The 14038-nt window shown below is 72.6% G+C and carries 15 protein-coding genes; 5 read left to right on the top strand and 10 right to left on the bottom strand.

Going from position 1 to position 14038, the window contains the following annotated elements:
- Positions 1-177: 177 nt before the first annotated feature.
- Genes AB0472_RS38260 through afsQ1 form a run of 3 tightly spaced genes read right to left on the bottom strand, consistent with a single transcriptional unit; the run spans position 178 to position 3091 of the window.
- The gene (locus AB0472_RS38260) at positions 178-807 is read right to left on the bottom strand and encodes a hypothetical protein (RefSeq protein ID WP_366363665.1); all 630 of its coding nucleotides are present in this window, start codon (positions 805-807) and stop codon (positions 178-180) included.
- Positions 807-2363, bottom strand: a complete 1557-nt coding sequence (locus AB0472_RS38255) for a HAMP domain-containing sensor histidine kinase (protein WP_366363663.1) — start codon at positions 2361-2363, stop codon at positions 807-809. The genes AB0472_RS38260 and AB0472_RS38255 overlap by 1 nt, the downstream gene beginning before the upstream one ends.
- A gap of 50 nt (positions 2364-2413) precedes the next feature.
- Complete coding sequence (afsQ1, locus tag AB0472_RS38250; RefSeq protein ID WP_177232965.1) at positions 2414-3091, bottom strand: two-component system response regulator AfsQ1; 678 nt, start codon at positions 3089-3091, stop codon at positions 2414-2416.
- A gap of 253 nt (positions 3092-3344) precedes the next feature.
- Here afsQ1 and AB0472_RS38245 point away from each other — a divergent pair, with 253 nt between their 5' ends.
- A complete protein-coding gene (locus AB0472_RS38245) occupies positions 3345-4082 on the top strand; it encodes a SigE family RNA polymerase sigma factor (protein ID WP_366363661.1) in 738 nt (245 codons plus the stop codon).
- 279 nt (positions 4083-4361) lie between these two features.
- Here AB0472_RS38245 and AB0472_RS38240 read toward each other — a convergent pair whose 3' ends face one another.
- The gene (locus AB0472_RS38240; RefSeq protein WP_366363659.1) at positions 4362-5006 is read right to left on the bottom strand and encodes a uridine kinase; all 645 of its coding nucleotides are present in this window, start codon (positions 5004-5006) and stop codon (positions 4362-4364) included.
- Between the two features lie 127 nt (positions 5007-5133).
- Here AB0472_RS38240 and AB0472_RS38235 point away from each other — a divergent pair, with 127 nt between their 5' ends.
- Positions 5134-5529, top strand: a complete 396-nt coding sequence (locus AB0472_RS38235; RefSeq protein ID WP_366363657.1) for a hypothetical protein — start codon at positions 5134-5136, stop codon at positions 5527-5529.
- A gap of 101 nt (positions 5530-5630) precedes the next feature.
- Here the strand turns inward: AB0472_RS38235 and AB0472_RS38230 are convergent, their stop codons facing one another.
- Genes AB0472_RS38230 through deoC form a run of 3 tightly spaced genes read right to left on the bottom strand, consistent with a single transcriptional unit; the run spans position 5631 to position 8915 of the window.
- Complete coding sequence (locus AB0472_RS38230) at positions 5631-6515, bottom strand: aldehyde dehydrogenase family protein (protein WP_366363655.1); 885 nt, start codon at positions 6513-6515, stop codon at positions 5631-5633.
- Positions 6508-7944, bottom strand: a complete 1437-nt coding sequence (locus AB0472_RS38225; RefSeq protein ID WP_366363653.1) for an aldehyde dehydrogenase family protein — start codon at positions 7942-7944, stop codon at positions 6508-6510. Before AB0472_RS38225 ends, AB0472_RS38230 begins: the two co-directional genes overlap by 8 nt.
- A 20-nt stretch (positions 7945-7964) precedes the next feature.
- Positions 7965-8915 (bottom strand): deoxyribose-phosphate aldolase, encoded by a 951-nt coding sequence (deoC, locus tag AB0472_RS38220; protein ID WP_366363749.1) that lies wholly within the window; start codon positions 8913-8915, stop codon positions 7965-7967.
- 190 nt (positions 8916-9105) lie between these two features.
- On the opposite strand from deoC, the gene AB0472_RS38215 reads away from it, so the two are divergent.
- The 3 genes from AB0472_RS38215 (at position 9106) to AB0472_RS38205 (ending at position 10963) form a co-directional block, all read left to right on the top strand.
- Positions 9106-9786: a PH domain-containing protein gene (locus tag AB0472_RS38215; RefSeq protein ID WP_366363651.1), complete on the top strand. Its 681-nt coding sequence runs from the start codon at positions 9106-9108 to the stop codon at positions 9784-9786.
- Positions 9787-9961: 175 nt separating this feature from the next.
- Positions 9962-10273, top strand: coding sequence for an AzlD domain-containing protein (locus AB0472_RS38210; RefSeq protein ID WP_366363748.1), 312 nt, complete (start codon positions 9962-9964; stop codon positions 10271-10273).
- A gap of 57 nt (positions 10274-10330) precedes the next feature.
- Positions 10331-10963, top strand: a complete 633-nt coding sequence (locus AB0472_RS38205) for a TetR/AcrR family transcriptional regulator (protein ID WP_366363649.1) — start codon at positions 10331-10333, stop codon at positions 10961-10963.
- Here the strand turns inward: AB0472_RS38205 and AB0472_RS38200 are convergent.
- The 3 genes from AB0472_RS38200 to AB0472_RS38190 all read right to left on the bottom strand — a co-directional run bounded on the left by AB0472_RS38200 (position 10950) and on the right by AB0472_RS38190 (position 13978).
- A complete protein-coding gene (locus tag AB0472_RS38200; protein ID WP_366363647.1) occupies positions 10950-11714 on the bottom strand; it encodes an SDR family oxidoreductase in 765 nt (254 codons plus the stop codon). The two genes, AB0472_RS38205 and AB0472_RS38200, sit on opposite strands and share 14 nt — an antisense overlap.
- A 115-nt stretch (positions 11715-11829) precedes the next feature.
- Positions 11830-12402, bottom strand: coding sequence for an EF-Tu/IF-2/RF-3 family GTPase (locus tag AB0472_RS38195; RefSeq protein ID WP_366363645.1), 573 nt, complete (start codon positions 12400-12402; stop codon positions 11830-11832).
- 391 nt (positions 12403-12793) lie between these two features.
- Positions 12794-13978 (bottom strand): hypothetical protein, encoded by a 1185-nt coding sequence (locus AB0472_RS38190; RefSeq protein WP_366363643.1) that lies wholly within the window; start codon positions 13976-13978, stop codon positions 12794-12796.
- Positions 13979-14038: the final 60 nt, after the last annotated feature.

Here is a 14038-nt window from a genome sequence, read left to right as displayed (position 1 = left end):
CGGCCTCGGGCGGTACCCCACTCGGCGCCCCATCGGCAGTGCCGCGGCATGCCGTCGACCGACCGCGGCGCCGTCGTGGCTGGTCGCGCAGTTCCCTCCCCAGCCTTCGGCCGGGGGGGGGACCCCAGCGCCCCTGACGGGGCGCTGTCCCTCGCGCCGCCGACGGGGCGCCGGTTGTCAGCTGGAGGGGACCTCGGTGGACGGTGGGCGGTTTCCGGCCGGTGCGTTGCGTACCGCGTCCGTGCACTCGTACCGCCGCAGCGGCTCCCTGCCCGGCCCGCCCAGGATCACCGAACCGTCCCCCTCGGCGGCCGCCGAGTCGGACAGCGTGCACACGATCTGGGCGAGTGCGTACGCCGTCAGCTGCGGCGGCGACGTGCTCAGCCGCAGCGTGTCGTCGGGATCCCCGGCCCGCGGCCCCCACACGCTCATCCCGCCCCGCACGTACGTCGTGTAGCCCGCCTCCTTCTCGGCGGCCGACGGCGTCTCGGCGAGCTGGTCGAGCAGCCCCTGGGCGACGATGACCCGCCGCTTGGCGTCCGCCGACCCGTCCGGCACCCGCACCTGGCGGTCGACGGTCACCAGCGACGAACCGCACAGCAGGAACACCTGCACCGGCACCCCGCGCTCGTCCTGCGCCGACAGGTCCGGCTGGGTCATCGAGCACGGCACCCGCGAGGGCGCCCCGCCGAAGTCGGTCGGCACCTCGGTGGCCCGGATCCCGCACCCGGAGAGCGCCAGCGCCAGCCCGGCGACGGCCAGCAACGGCCCGCCGTGCCGCCGTGCCGCCAGTCCTCTTACGTGCATCAGGCGTCCTTCTCCCCGGTGTCCCCGGTGTCCCCGGTGTTCCCGGCTTCCCCGGGCTGCCCGGTGTCCTTGCTCTCCTCCGTCAGCCGGGAGGCGTCCCGGGGCAGCCGGAGGGTGAACACCGCGCCGCCCTCGGGGGAGTTCGCGGCGGTGATCGAGCCGCCGTGGATGCGGGCGTTCTCGGTGGCGATGGACAGGCCCAGGCCGCTGCCCTCGGAGCGCGGCCGGGAGGCGCTGGCCTTGTAGAACCGGTCGAAGACGTGCGGCAGCACGTCCTCCGGGATGCCCGGACCGTGGTCCCGTACGGCGACGACCAGTTCAGCGCCTTCTTCCCGGTCCATCCGCACCGACACCCGCACCGGCGACCCGCCGTGCTTGAGCGCGTTGCCGATCAGGTTGGCGAGGATGACGTCGAGGCGGCGCGGGTCGAGGCGGGCGTGGATGCCGCGCTCGGCGTCCAGGTCCACCGCGTCCAGCCAGGCGCGGGCGTCGATGCAGGCGGTGATCTGGTCGGCGATGTCGACGTCGTCGAGGACGAGACGGGCCGTACCGGCGTCGAAGCGGGTGACCTCCATCAGGTTCTCGACGAGGTCGTTGAGGCGGCGCGTCTCGCTGACGACCAGCCGGACGGCGGGCTCGATCATCGGGTCCATCGACCCGGACTCCGCCTCCAGCTCCTCCTCCAGGATCTCCGTCACGGCGGTGATCGCGGTGAGCGGGGTGCGCAGTTCGTGGCTCATGTCCGCGACGAACCGCCGCGAGGCGTCGTCCCGCGCGGCCATGTCGTCGACCCGCTTCTCCAGCGCCTCGGCCGCGTCGTTGAACGTCCTCGACAGGTCCGCGAGTTCGTCCGTCCCGGAGACCCGCAGCCGGGTGTCCAGCTTGCCCTCGCCGAGCCGCCGGGCGGCGACCCCGAGCCGGTGCACCGGCTTCAGCACGGTCGTGGCGGCGGCCTGCGCCAGCAGCGCCGACCCGATGAGGGCGAGCCCGGTGGCGATCCCCAGCGACCAGGCCAGCGAGTTGAGGTCCTTCGCCTCCGGCTCCAGGGACTTCATCATGTAGCCGGTCGGGCCGCCGCCGATCAGGCGGGTGCCCGCGACGAGATACGGCGTGCCGTGGTCGACGACCCGCTGCCAGTACAGGTGGTACGCCGACTTGTTGCTGTCGGTCACCTTCTGCTGCTTGTCGACGGCCTTGCGCAGCGAGGTCGGCACGTCGTCCAGCGCGAACGCGCTGAGCCCGTCCGAACTGCCGTACACGGTCTTGCCGTTGCTGTCCTGGCCGACCAGCAGCACGCTGAACCGCTGGCTGCTGCCGGCCATCTGCCCGGCCGTGCGCTGCAGTTCGTCCTGCGTCGGGTGCACGGGCAGCGCCCCGGCGCGGTTCTGCATCTCCTGCTGGAAGTCGCGCAGCACCGCGTCCTGGGTACGGGTGAGCACGGCCTCGCGGTTGAGCCAGTACGCGATGCCGGACGCGGACACGGCGGCGGTCAGCGCGACGAGCCCGAAGACGACGACGAGCCGCAGCCGCAGACTGGTGAAGCGCAGCCGGGACATGGCTCCCCTGCGATCCGCGGCCCAGCCGCGGAACCCCCCCTGCACGTCCGTCACTGAGGGGCGTCCAGGCGGTAGCCGACACCGCGCACGGTACGGATCAGGGTCGGGGACGAGGGCACGTCCTCCACCTTGGCGCGCAGCCGCTGAACGCACGCGTCCACCAGGCGGGAGTCACCGAGGTAGTCGTGCTCCCAGACCAGCCGCAGCAGCTGCTGCCGGGACAGCGCCTGCCCCGGACGCCGGCTCAGTTCGAGCAGCAGCCGCAGCTCGGTCGGCGTCAGCTGCAGATCCTCGCCGTTCTTCGTCACGGTCATCGCGCTGCGGTCGATGACGACGTTGCCGAAGGTCGCGGAGTCGGTGGACTCCCGCTCCCCGCGCCGTAGCACGGCCCGGATCCGGGCATCGAGCACCCGTCCCTGGACCGGCTTGACGACGTAGTCGTCGGCTCCGGACTCCAGCCCGACCACCACGTCGATGTCATCGCTGCGCGCGGTCAGCAGAATGATCGGCAGCTGGTCCGTGCGCCGGATGCGCCGGCACACCTCGAACCCGTCGATGCCGGGCAGCATGACGTCGAGGACGATCAGATCGGGCCGCTGCTCACGCAACAGCTTCAGACCGTCCTCACCGGTCGCAGCGGTGGCCACCCGGTGTCCCTGGCGCGTCAGAGAGAGCTCCAGGGCCGTGCGGATGGCGTCGTCGTCCTCGATCAGCAACAGGGAAGGCACGGGCTCATTCTGGCCCATGCGGGCCCCGTCGTACGACCGGTGCGGCGTGCAGCTCCCGGCAAACCTCCGTACCGCCACCACCTGTGCACGCTCTGTGGACGTTCTGTGCCGGACCCCTGTGACAGGTCTGTGACAGTCGGCGGATACGGCCGTGAAGGTGGCCCGGCAGTCTTTTCGGCACGGGCAAGCGAGTGAACACGGCGAGCGGCCCGAGCAAGCCGAACTACCGGAAGTCCACGACGGGGGGCGCGAGATGAACACGCTGATCGGTCACAGCACCAGCGCAGTGATCACGCGTCTGCACGACGTGAACCGGGGTTCCGAGAAGTCCGGTGCCGTGAGCGGGCGGGGGTGCGCTCGCGGCACCGGGCGTCAGCACACCGGCTACATGACGGTGGTTGACAGCTTCACGGGGGAAGCACACGGGGGATCCGCCTACAGGGAGGACACGGGGGAGCGCCGCTCACTGACCGAGGCGGAGTTCACCGCCTACGTCCAGGAGCGCCGCGCCTCCCTGTACGCGACCGCCTACCACCTGACCGGCGACCGTTACGAGGCCGAGGACCTGCTGCAGAGCGCGCTGTTCTCGACGTACCGGGCGTGGGACCGGATCAGCGACAAGGCGGCCGTGGGCGGGTACCTGCGCCGCACCATGACCAACCTGCACATCAGCGCCTGGCGGCGCCGCAAGCTCAACGAGTACCCGACCGAGGAACTGCCGGAGACGCCCGGCGACACGGACGCGATGAGCGGCACCGAGCTGCGCGCGGTCCTGTGGCAGGCGCTGTCCCGGCTCCCCGAACTCCAGCGCACCATGCTGGTCCTGCGCTACTACGAGGGCCGCACGGACCCGGAGATCGCGGAGATCCTCGACATCAGTGTCGGCACGGTGAAGTCCAGCATCTGGCGGTCGCTCCGCCGGCTGCGCGAGGACGAGGTCCTCAGCTTCGGCCGTGACGAGGAGGACGCCTTCGGGGAGCTCGTCGCCTGAAGGTCTGGGGATCCGGGGGGATCCTGACGGGGGAGACCCCGGGGAAACCCGGGGACACGGGGGAGGGTCCGGGGGGACCCACGGGGGAAAGCGGATCCGGGGGGATCCGGGGGGAAGCACGGGGGAGCTCCGCCACGGGGGACACGGGGGTGTTCGGCGGGGCAACGGGGGAAGCGGGACTGGAGGGCCGGGGGGTCCGTCCAGTCCCGCTTCTTCACTCCGCTGCGCGCCTGAACCGGCGCCGCTCTCGCGGAGGTGGTTGCGCGCCGTCGTGGTTCCTCAATTGAGGGTTGCGGTGGTCTTCGTTGTCCCTTGCCGGCCCACGGCAGCCGCCGCCATCCGGGTCAGTGCCTCGTCCCGGTCGCAGGGGCGGGCGCCCAGCGCCACCTGGCGGGCCACGATCGTGCGTTCCGCCCGCATCAGCCGCCAGCCGCGCCGCAGCAGGAACGGGACCGACTTGCGGCCCTCCCTGAGGTCGCGCAGGAACCGGCGCCGGAACGTCTTCACCGGGCCCCGGCTCAGGCACAGCGCGTCGGCCAGCAGGCCCAGTTCGCGGCAGCGCTCCACGATCTCGGCGGCGAAGATGCCCTCGGCGATGAACAGCGGGGTGCGGCCGATGTCGAGTGTCTCCGCGCCGGTGCGGGCGCTCAGTGCTATGTCGTACACCGGTACGGGCGTCGCTCCCGTGGCGCACAGCTTGCCGATCGCCTCGACGGCGACCTGGGCGTCCCAGGACTCCGGGTGGTCCCAGTCGATGTCCGAACTCCCCGCCACCAGCGGCAGAGTCGGGTCGTCGCCCTCTTTGTAGAAGTCGTCGAGGCGCAGGACGGGGAGCCCGGAACGGGCGGCGACCAGTGACTTGCCCGAGCCCGAGGGGCCGCACAGCAGCACGACGCGGGCGGGGGGCGGGGGATGAATGCTCACGGAACACCAGTTTGACGTATGGGGGGCCTCCTGCCGACCCCGCGGGTCGGCTTTGGAGCGTGAGTCACACCTCAACTACCCTGTGTGTCGACACGATTACCTTGCGTACGAGAAGGTGGCACCAGCGATGTCCCGACACGCGTCCTCCCCGACCCCGACCGCCCGGCGTGCTCTCACCGCCCTTGCCACGGCGGGTGTGGCGCTCGGCGCGGGCGCCGCGACGGCGGCCGCGGACACCCGGCCCGCGGCGGACGTGGTCCACACCCGACCCACCTCGCTCGGCCACGTCGACCCGCAGGCGGGCGTGCGGGCGCTGGGCGCGGTGCTGCCGTACGTGACGGGGACGGTGGCGGCCCTGAAGCCGAACCCCCTCGCGGGCACGGGTGTCGACCCGCTGGACAACGGGGTGGGGACCCAACTCGCCGACTTCAAGCCGCTGACGTCGAAGACGCTGACGGGGCCGGTGGCGCAGGCCCCGTCGGTCGGGGCGTTGCCGGTGGTGGGGCAGGTCCTAAGGGGCTGAGCGGGGTGGGGAACCGCGGGCCGGCGGTGGCTTGTCCGCAGTTCCTCCCCCTGGCCTTCGGCCGGGGCCCCAGCGCCCCTTGCGGGGCGCTCCGGTGCACGTCAGTACGAAGAGCCGGACGCGCCCAGTGCCCCCGTCGGGTGCCAGACCGTCTTCGTCTCCAGGAACGCCGTGAGGCGCTCGGTTCCCGGGGTCTCGGTGTAATCCACAGCCTGTGGACGCAGGACGCGCTTCAGGTTGTCGGCCGCCGCGATCTCCAGCTCCTTGGCCAGCACCTCGTCGGCGCCCGCGAGGTCGATCGCGTTGACGTCCTGGTGGGCGGCGAGCGGCGCCGCGATCTCCGCCGTACGGCCGGAGAGGACGTTGACGACTCCGCCCGGCACGTCGGAGGTGGCCAGCACCTCGGCCAGCGAGAGGGCCGGGAGCGGGGACTTCTCGCTCGCGATCACCACCGCGGTGTTGCCCGTGGCGATCACGGGGGCGACGACCGACACCAGGCCCAGGAACGACGACTCCTGCGGGGCCAGGACGGCCACCACGCCGGTCGGCTCCGGGGCGGAGAGGTTGAAGAACGGGCCCGCGACCGGGTTGCCGCCGCCGACCACCTGGGCGATCTTGTCGGTCCAGCCCGCGTACCAGACCCAGCGGTCGATCGTCGCGTCCACCACGGCGGCCGCCTTGGACTTGCCGAGGCCCTCCGCGTCGGCGACCTCGCGGACGAACTGGTCGCGGCGGCCCTCCAGCATCTCCGCGACGCGGTAGAGGACCTGGCCCCGGTTGTAGGCGGTGGCGCCCGACCAGCCGCCGAACGCCTTGCGCGCGGCGACGACCGCGTCCCGGGCGTCCTTGCGGCTCGACTGCGGCGCGTTGGCCAGCCAGTTGCCCTTCGAGTCGGTCACCTCGTACACCCGGCCGCTCTCGGAACGCGGGAACTTCCCGCCGACGTACAGCTTGTAGGTCTTGAACACACTGAGTCGCTCAGACATCGAGGTACGCCTCCAGGCCGTGGCGGCCGCCCTCGCGGCCGAAGCCCGACTCCTTGTACCCACCGAACGGCGAGGTCGGGTCGAACTTGTTGAACGTGTTGGACCAGACGACGCCGGCGCGCAGCTTGTTCGCGACCGCCAGGATCCGCGACCCCTTCTCGGTCCAGATGCCGGCGGAGAGGCCGTACTGGGTGTTGTTGGCCTTGGCGACCGCCTCGTCGGGCGTCCGGAAGGTCAGGACCGACAGGACGGGGCCGAAGATCTCGTCGCGAGCGATGGTGTGCGCCTGGGTGACGTTGGTGAAGAGCGTCGGCGCGAACCAGTAGCCGGCGGAGGGGAGCTCGCACGCCGGGGACCAGCGCTCGGCGCCCTCCGCCTCGCCCTGGTCGGCGAGGGCGGTGATGCGGGCCAGCTGCTCCGCGGAGTTGATCGCGCCGATGTCGGTGTTCTTGTCCAGCGGGTCGCCGAGGCGGAGCGTGGACAGCCGGCGCCTGAGGGAGTCGAGCAGCTCGTCGTGGATCGACTCCTGGACGAGCAGACGGGAGCCCGCGCAGCAGACCTGGCCCTGGTTGAAGAAGATGCCGGTGACGATGCCCTCGACGGCCTGGTCGATCGGGGCGTCGTCGAAGACGATGTTGGCGCCCTTGCCGCCCAGTTCGAGGGTGAGCTTCTTGCGGGTGCCCGCGACGGTCCGCGCGATCTCCTTGCCGACGGCGGTGGAGCCGGTGAAGGCGACCTTGTTGACGTCGGGGTGGGCGACCAGCGCCGCGCCCGCGTCGCCGTAGCCGGGGAGGATGTTGACGACGCCCTTGGGCAGGCCCGCATGGCGGCAGATGTCCGCGAAGAACAGGGCGGACAGGGGGGTCGTCTCGGCGGGCTTGAGGACCACCGTGTTGCCGGTGGCGAGCGCCGGGGCGATCTTCCAGGCCAGCATCAGGAGCGGGAAGTTCCAGGGGATGACCTGGCCGGCCACGCCGAGCGGCCGCGGGTCGGCGCCGTAGCCGGCGTGGTCGAGCTTGTCGGCCCAGCCCGCGTAGTAGAAGAAGTGCGCGGCGACCAGGGGGAGGTCGGCGTCGCGCGTCTCCCTGATCGGCTTGCCGTTGTCCAGGGTCTCCAGGACGGCCAGCTCGCGGCTGCGCTCCTGGATGATGCGGGCGATGCGGAAGAGGTACTTGGCGCGCTCGGAGCCCGGCAGCGCGGACCACTTCTCGAACGCCTTGCGGGCGGCCCTGACGGCCCGGTCCACGTCCTCGGCGCCGGCGCGGGCGACCTCGGAGAGGACCTCCTCGGTCGACGGGCTGACCGTCTTGAAGACCTTGCCGTCGGCCGCGTCCGTGAACTCGCCGTCGATGAAGAGGCCGTAGGAGGGCGCGATGTCGACGACGGAGCGGGACTCGGGCGCCGGTGCGTACTCGAATGCGGTGGTCATCTTTTCCTTGGCCATGGTGATCAGTCCACCGTCACGTAGTCGGGGCCGGAGTAACGGCCGGTGGCCAGCTTCTGACGCTGCATCAGCAGGTCGTTCAGGAGCGAGGAGGCGCCGAACCTGAACCAGTGGTTGTCCAGCCAGTCCGCACCGGCGGTCTCGTTGACGAGAACGAGGAACTTGATCGCGTCCTTGCTGGTCCGGATCCCGCCGGCGGGCTTGACCCCGACCTGGACGCCGGTCTGCGCCCGGAAGTCGCGCACCGCCTCCAGCATGAGGAGGGTGTTGGCCGGGGTGGCGTTGACCGCGACCTTGCCGGTCGACGTCTTGATGAAGTCGGCGCCCGCGAGCATGCCCAGCCAGGAGGCCCGGCGGATGTTGTCGTACGTCGACAGCTCGCCGGTCTCGAAGATGACCTTCAGGCGGGCGGCGCCCGAGGCCTCCTTCACGGCGGTGATCTCGTCGTACACCTTCAGGTAGTTCCCCGCGAGGAACGCGCCCCGGTCGATGACCATGTCGATCTCGTCGGCGCCGGCGCTCACGGCGTCCCGCACGTCCGCGAGCTTCACGTCGAGCGCGGCCCGGCCGGCCGGGAAGGCGGTGGCGACGGAGGCGACCTTGACGGACGAGCCGGCGACGGCGTCCTTCGCGGTGGCCACCATGTCGGGGTAGACGCAGACGGCGGCCGTGGCGGGGGTCGTACGGTCCGTCGGGTCCGGGCGGACCGCCTTGGCGCCGAGCGCCCGGACCTTGCCCGGGGTGTCCGCGCCTTCCAGCGTCGTCAGGTCGACCATCGAGATGGCGAGGTCGATGGCGTACGCCTTCGCGGTGGTCTTGATGGAACGGGTGCCGAGGGAGGCGGCACGCGCCTCCAGGCCGACCGCGTCGACGCCGGGCAGCCCGTGGAGGAAGCGGCGCAGCGTGCTGTCGGACGCGGTGACGTCAGCAAGTGCGTGGGGTGCGGTGGTGGGCATGGTCACCAGCCGAGCATATCTACGCGCGTAGCAGCTGTACACCCCGAGGGCGCGGTTCTTCTCGCCTGCGGGTGGGACCGTCCCCCGGAGGGGCGCGGGGACCGCGCGGGCGACCACCCGCGACCCGCACGCGCGTACGGTGACCAAGCCCGCACCGCGCACGGGCGCACGCCTGAGGCAGAATCGGCGCATGACCACGCCCCTCGTGAAGGACCGCATCTACCGCTCGCCCCAGGCGCTGATCGGTGGCGTACTGCTTCTCGTCATCGTCGGCTGGCTCGGTATCGACGCGCTGATCCGGGGGCACGGCCACACCCCCTGGCTGGCCCTCGCCGCGCTCATCCTCGTCGTGCCGCTGGTCGTCGCGTTCACCCTGCGTCCCGCGGTGTTCGCGGGCGAGGACCGGCTGCGGGTACGGAACCCGTTCCGGGTGATCACGCTGCCGTGGGGGGAGATCGCCTCGCTGCGGTCCGGGTTCTCGAACGAGGTGATCGTCAAGTCCGGCGCGAAGTACCAGCTGTGGTCGATCCCGGTGTCCCTGCGGGGCCGCAAGAAGGCGGCGCGGCAGCAGGCGAGGTCGCAGGCGGACGCGCGGCGCGGGCGGACCGGGCCGGGGGCCGGGGGTGCCGGGCGCGGGCTCGGGGGGTTCGGCGGCTTCGGAGGGTTCGGGGGGCAGGCCTCGGCCGAGCAGGCGGACGGGCCGATGCGCGCGGAGACCGACAAGGTCATGGACGACCTGCGGGAGATGCTGGAGAGCAGGGAGTCGGCGGAGTCGGCGCAGGGCGAGGTCACGGTGCGGTGGGCGTACGAGGTGGTTGCGCCGGTGGTGGCGGGGGCGGTGTTGCTGGCGATCCTGCTGGTGGTGTTGTAGGGCCGTGGCGGGGGCGAGGGTCGGCGTCCGGGCGCGGCCCGGTGGGGGTTCTCGCGTAGTTCCCCGCGCCCCTGGGGGGCTGTCGGTGGTGGCGGTTGGGTGGGTCCGGCATCCACCGCCGCGCTGCTGATACGGAGCCGCAAGGAGGCGTCGTCCCGTGCCTGACACCCGTTGACTGCTGTTGGCCGTCGCCGTCTCGGCCGCCGTCACCTGGGCGCTGCGCGCGCTGCCGTTCACCGTCCTGGCCTCGCTGCGTGCCGGCAGGACGGTGCGCTACCTCGGCGCCCGGATGCCCGCCGGCGTGATGGTGATCCTCTTCGTCCACTGCCTGCGCGACCTGCCGCTGACCCAGCCCCGCGGCACCGCGCCCCTCGCCGCGCTCGCGGTCACCGTCGGACTGCACCTGCGGCGCCGCAACGCCCTGCGCGGCATCATCGCGGGCACCGCCGTCAGCGTGGCCCTGGCCGGCACGCTCTTCACCGGCTGAACCCGCGGAGCCCGGCGTAGAGTGGACCGCACGGTCCACCGTACGGAGGCGGGTGCGATGCGCCACAAGGAGCTGACGGCCAAGGGGAAGGCCACCCGGCGCCGGATCGTCGAGGGGGCCGCCGAGGTGCTCCGGGAACGGGGCGTCGGCACGGTGACGCTGGACGACGTCATGGCCAGGACCGGCACCAGCAAGAGCCAGCTCTTCCACTACTTCCCGGACGGCAAGGACGAACTGCTGCTCGCCGTCGCGCGGTTCGAGGCGGAGCAGGTGCTGGAGGACCAGCAGCCGTATCTCGGCCGCCTCGAATCCTGGGAGGACTGGCAGCGGTGGCGGGACGTGGTGGTCGCCCGCTACGAGGCGCAGGGCGACACCTGTCCGCTCGGATCGCTGTTCCTCCAGGTCGGCCGGTCGACGCCGGGCGCGCGGGCGATCGTGGTCGAGCTGTTGCGGCAGTGGCAGGACAGCCTCGCCGCGGGCATCCGCGCGGTACGGGCCGGCACCGGCCCCGGCAACGATGCGGACGTGGACGTCGAGGCACGGGCCGCCGCCCTGCTCGCCGCGATCCAGGGCGGGGTGTCCATCCTGCTGTCGACGGGACGCTCCGCCCACCTGCGGGCCGCCCTCGACCAGGGGATCGCGGACCTGCGGCGCGACCTGGACCCCGCCCCGGCCGCTACGCCGCGATGACCGCCGCGGTGGTACGGCCGCCGTCCACGTCGAGCACGATCCCGTGCACGAACGACGACTCGTCGGCCGCCAGGTACACCGCCGCGCTCGCGATCTCCTGCGGCGTGCCCATCCGGCCGGCCGGGGTCCCCGCCATCATCGCCTCGGCGGCCCCGACGTGCTCGGCGTCCGCCGCCAGCACCACACCCGGCGAGATCGCGTTCACCCGCACCCCCTGCGCCCCGAACTCCGCTGCCCACGCCCGGGTCAGCGTCTCCATCGCGCCCTTGGTGGAGCTGTACAGCGCGCCGACGGGGATGCCCAGCCGCGCGATCCAGGACCCCAGGTTGACGATCGTCCCGCCCCCGGCCCTTGCCATGGCGGGTGCGACGGCCGCGGTCAGGAAGAACGGGGCCTTGACGTTCACGGCGTAGACCTGGTCGAACGTCTTCTCGTCGGTGGCGGGGGTCGCGTCGGCGGGATAGATGCCCGCGTTGTTGACGAGGACGTCGATACGGCCGCCCAGCACCCGCGTCGCCTCCTCGGCGAGCGCCCGCGACGCGGCGGCGCTGCCGTCCAGGTCGGCCCGCACGAAGTCGGCCCGACCGCCCCTGGCCCGGATCCCCTCGACCACCTCCGCCCCACGCCCCGCACTCCGCCCCGAGACGACGACGTGCGCCCCCTCCACGGCGAACGCCTCCGCGACCGCCCGCCCGATGTTGCTGGTCGCACCGGTCACCAGCGCGCTCTTGCCGCTCAGCCGCATGGTCATGATCAACCCTCCGTGTCACGTGGTCCCCGTCGGACGCGGACCACTGTGCGCCCAGAAAAATGGACCGGCAAGTCCAAAAATGGCGGGGTGTGCGGGGCGCCCGGCGTTCCGGAGCTCAGGTCGGTAGACGGGTCACGGTGCCGGAGCCGGCGGCCCGCCCGAGATGGCGGAACGCGAAAGCCTGGGCTACCTCCAGGGCGACGGGTTCGTCGAGGGTGACGGTCACCCCGGCCCCGTGGCGGGGCCGCACCACGTCGACCCCGTGCAGCGTGACAGCGCCCCACACCGCGGCGCTGCGGGTGTGGAAGCGGAGACGATCACCGGACACCACGTCCGCACCGCCGTGTTCCTCGGACAGCAGGACGATGTCCGCGGTGAAGCGGGCGTGGGCGCCGACGGAGCCCGGTGCCGCGAGTACCTGGCCCCGCTCCACCGTGTCCGCCGCAGTGCCCGGCAGCAGTATCCCCACGTGCATGTCCGCACCGGCCTCGCCGACGCGTACCCGGCCCGCGTCGATGTCCGCCACCCGGACGGTCGTACCGCCCCCGGAGCCGACGATCTCCACCTCGTCACCCCTGCGTACCCGACCGCGTTCGATCCGGCCGGTCACCATGACCGCCCGGCCCTGTCGCAGGCGGAAGACGTCTTCGACGGGCATCAGGAACGGCTGCTCCACCGTATTCACCACCGGCCCAAGGTACGGCCGCGGCGGTCCGCCTCGAACCTCGGGCGCGGCACCCTGCCGCCCTGCCTCCGGCAGACGCCGGCCGCCCGCCGGACGTCCCTTCCTCGCACAACTCCCGGACGGGACCGTGCACTTCGCCACGGTCCGCCGAACCGGTCCCGGCCCCGGCCCATCGCCGGTTCGGGCAGTGACGGCGTCCACCGTCCCGCGTCCAGGGCGGCGCGGACGCCGAGTGGCATCGGCGGGTCCGGACCCGCGTGCCCGATCCCGAGGCGAGGGCGCAGCGGCCGGGGCGGCCGGGGCGGCGTGGGCGGCCGGGGTGGCCGAGGCGGTGCGGGTGGCCGGGGTGGCCGAGGCGGTGCGGGGACCGGTCACCTGGTGTGAGGCTGACCGCTCATGGCGCGCTCGGCCACACCAGGAGCATGTACGCGCCGCAGTACGCCGAGCCCGCGACGGCCGCCGTCAGGACGAGGACGCGGACGCGTGCCGAGGCGCGGGCGAGATACCCGGCGAGCGGCAGCAGCAGCGGGAAGCCGGGGAGGAGGAAGCGGGCGCGCGGGAAGTAGACGCCGCCGCTGGCCGCCACGATCACCAGCAGGACCGCGCTGAAGACGAGCAGCGGGAGCGGCTGCCGGTCCGCCGCGGCCAGTCCGAACAGGACGACGGAGGCCAGTATCGTCAGGCTCACCACGACCAGGAACAGCTCCGGACGCGAGACCTGCCCGAACAGGTGCCGCAGCCAGCGCAGGGTCTCCGCGCCGCCGTCCAGCTCGTTGTGCCACATCCGCTGTACGGCGAAGTAGCCGTCCCAGCGGTGGAGTCTGACGCCCACCCAGCCGACGTAGGCGCACCAGCCGAGCGGTGCCGTCAGGGCCGCCGTGAGGGCGCGCGGCGAGAAGCGGGCGCGCAGGGAGAACAGGGCGGTGACGGTGACGGCGGCGGCCACGGCGATGCCGGTCGGCCGGGTCAGGCCGGCGAGGACCGAGCCGGCCGCGGCGTACAGCCAGCGCTCGGTCAGCACCGCGTACAGCGTCCACGCGGCGAACGCCGTGAACAGGGATTCGGTGTAGCCCATCCACTGCACCAGACCCACCGGGTACGCCGCCCACAGCACGGTGAGCAGGAGGCCGACCCTGCGGCCGGCCAGCCGGTCGCCCACCGCGAAGACCCCCCAGGCGGCGACCACGGACGCCAGCCACGCGAGGGCCAGCCCGGTGCTGGCCCGGGTGCCCGGGGTCAGCACCGCGACGGCCTTCACCAGGAGCGGGTACAGCGGGAAGAACGCCAGGTTGTTGTGGTCGTACGCGGTGCCGAGGACGTGGGTGTACCCGTGGTCCGCGATGCCCAGGTACCAGCGGGAGTCCCACTGCGTCGCCAGCATCGGCCACACGCCGTGGTGGCGCCGGTGCGCCCAGACGGTGAGGAACATCAGGCCGGTGAGGCGTACGGCGAGGTACGCGGCGAGCGCCGGAACCGCCCGGCGCAGGGCGTGGCGGGGTACGGCCGCGGTGGGGAGGTGGGGTCGTCGGGTGCCCGGGATGTGCCCGCGGGGGGCGGTGTCGGGGGCGGTCGAGGACACGGCGGCGGCTCCAGTACGACGGCTGTTTCGGCGGGGGTTACCCGCTCACCGTTTCCCGGC

It is taken from the genome of Streptomyces sp. NPDC086777 (assembly GCF_040702065.1).
Taxonomy (GTDB): Bacteria; Actinomycetota; Actinomycetes; order Streptomycetales; family Streptomycetaceae; genus Streptomyces.
The sequence above is the reverse complement of the archived record's forward strand: the minus strand, read 5'-3'. Positions and strand labels throughout refer to the sequence as shown.

Bases quoted from the DNA above. Each gene is read 5' to 3' on its own strand.
- AB0472_RS38245 (WP_366363661.1), top strand. From the start codon at position 3,345: ATGAACACGCTGATCGGTCACAGCACCAGCGCAGTGATCACGCGTCTG.
- AB0472_RS38215 (WP_366363651.1), top strand. From the start codon at position 9,106: ATGACCACGCCCCTCGTGAAGGACCGCATCTACCGCTCGCCCCAGGCG.
- AB0472_RS38260 (WP_366363665.1), bottom strand. From the start codon at position 807: ATGCACGTAAGAGGACTGGCGGCACGGCGGCACGGCGGGCCGTTGCTG.
- AB0472_RS38230 (WP_366363655.1), bottom strand. From the start codon at position 6,515: ATGTCTGAGCGACTCAGTGTGTTCAAGACCTACAAGCTGTACGTCGGC.
- AB0472_RS38225 (WP_366363653.1), bottom strand. From the start codon at position 7,944: ATGACCACCGCATTCGAGTACGCACCGGCGCCCGAGTCCCGCTCCGTC.
- AB0472_RS38255 (WP_366363663.1), bottom strand. From the start codon at position 2,363: ATGTCCCGGCTGCGCTTCACCAGTCTGCGGCTGCGGCTCGTCGTCGTC.
- AB0472_RS38235 (WP_366363657.1), top strand. From the start codon at position 5,134: ATGTCCCGACACGCGTCCTCCCCGACCCCGACCGCCCGGCGTGCTCTC.
- deoC (WP_366363749.1), bottom strand. From the start codon at position 8,915: ATGCCCACCACCGCACCCCACGCACTTGCTGACGTCACCGCGTCCGAC.
- AB0472_RS38200 (WP_366363647.1), bottom strand. From the start codon at position 11,714: ATGACCATGCGGCTGAGCGGCAAGAGCGCGCTGGTGACCGGTGCGACC.
- AB0472_RS38205 (WP_366363649.1), top strand. From the start codon at position 10,331: ATGCGCCACAAGGAGCTGACGGCCAAGGGGAAGGCCACCCGGCGCCGG.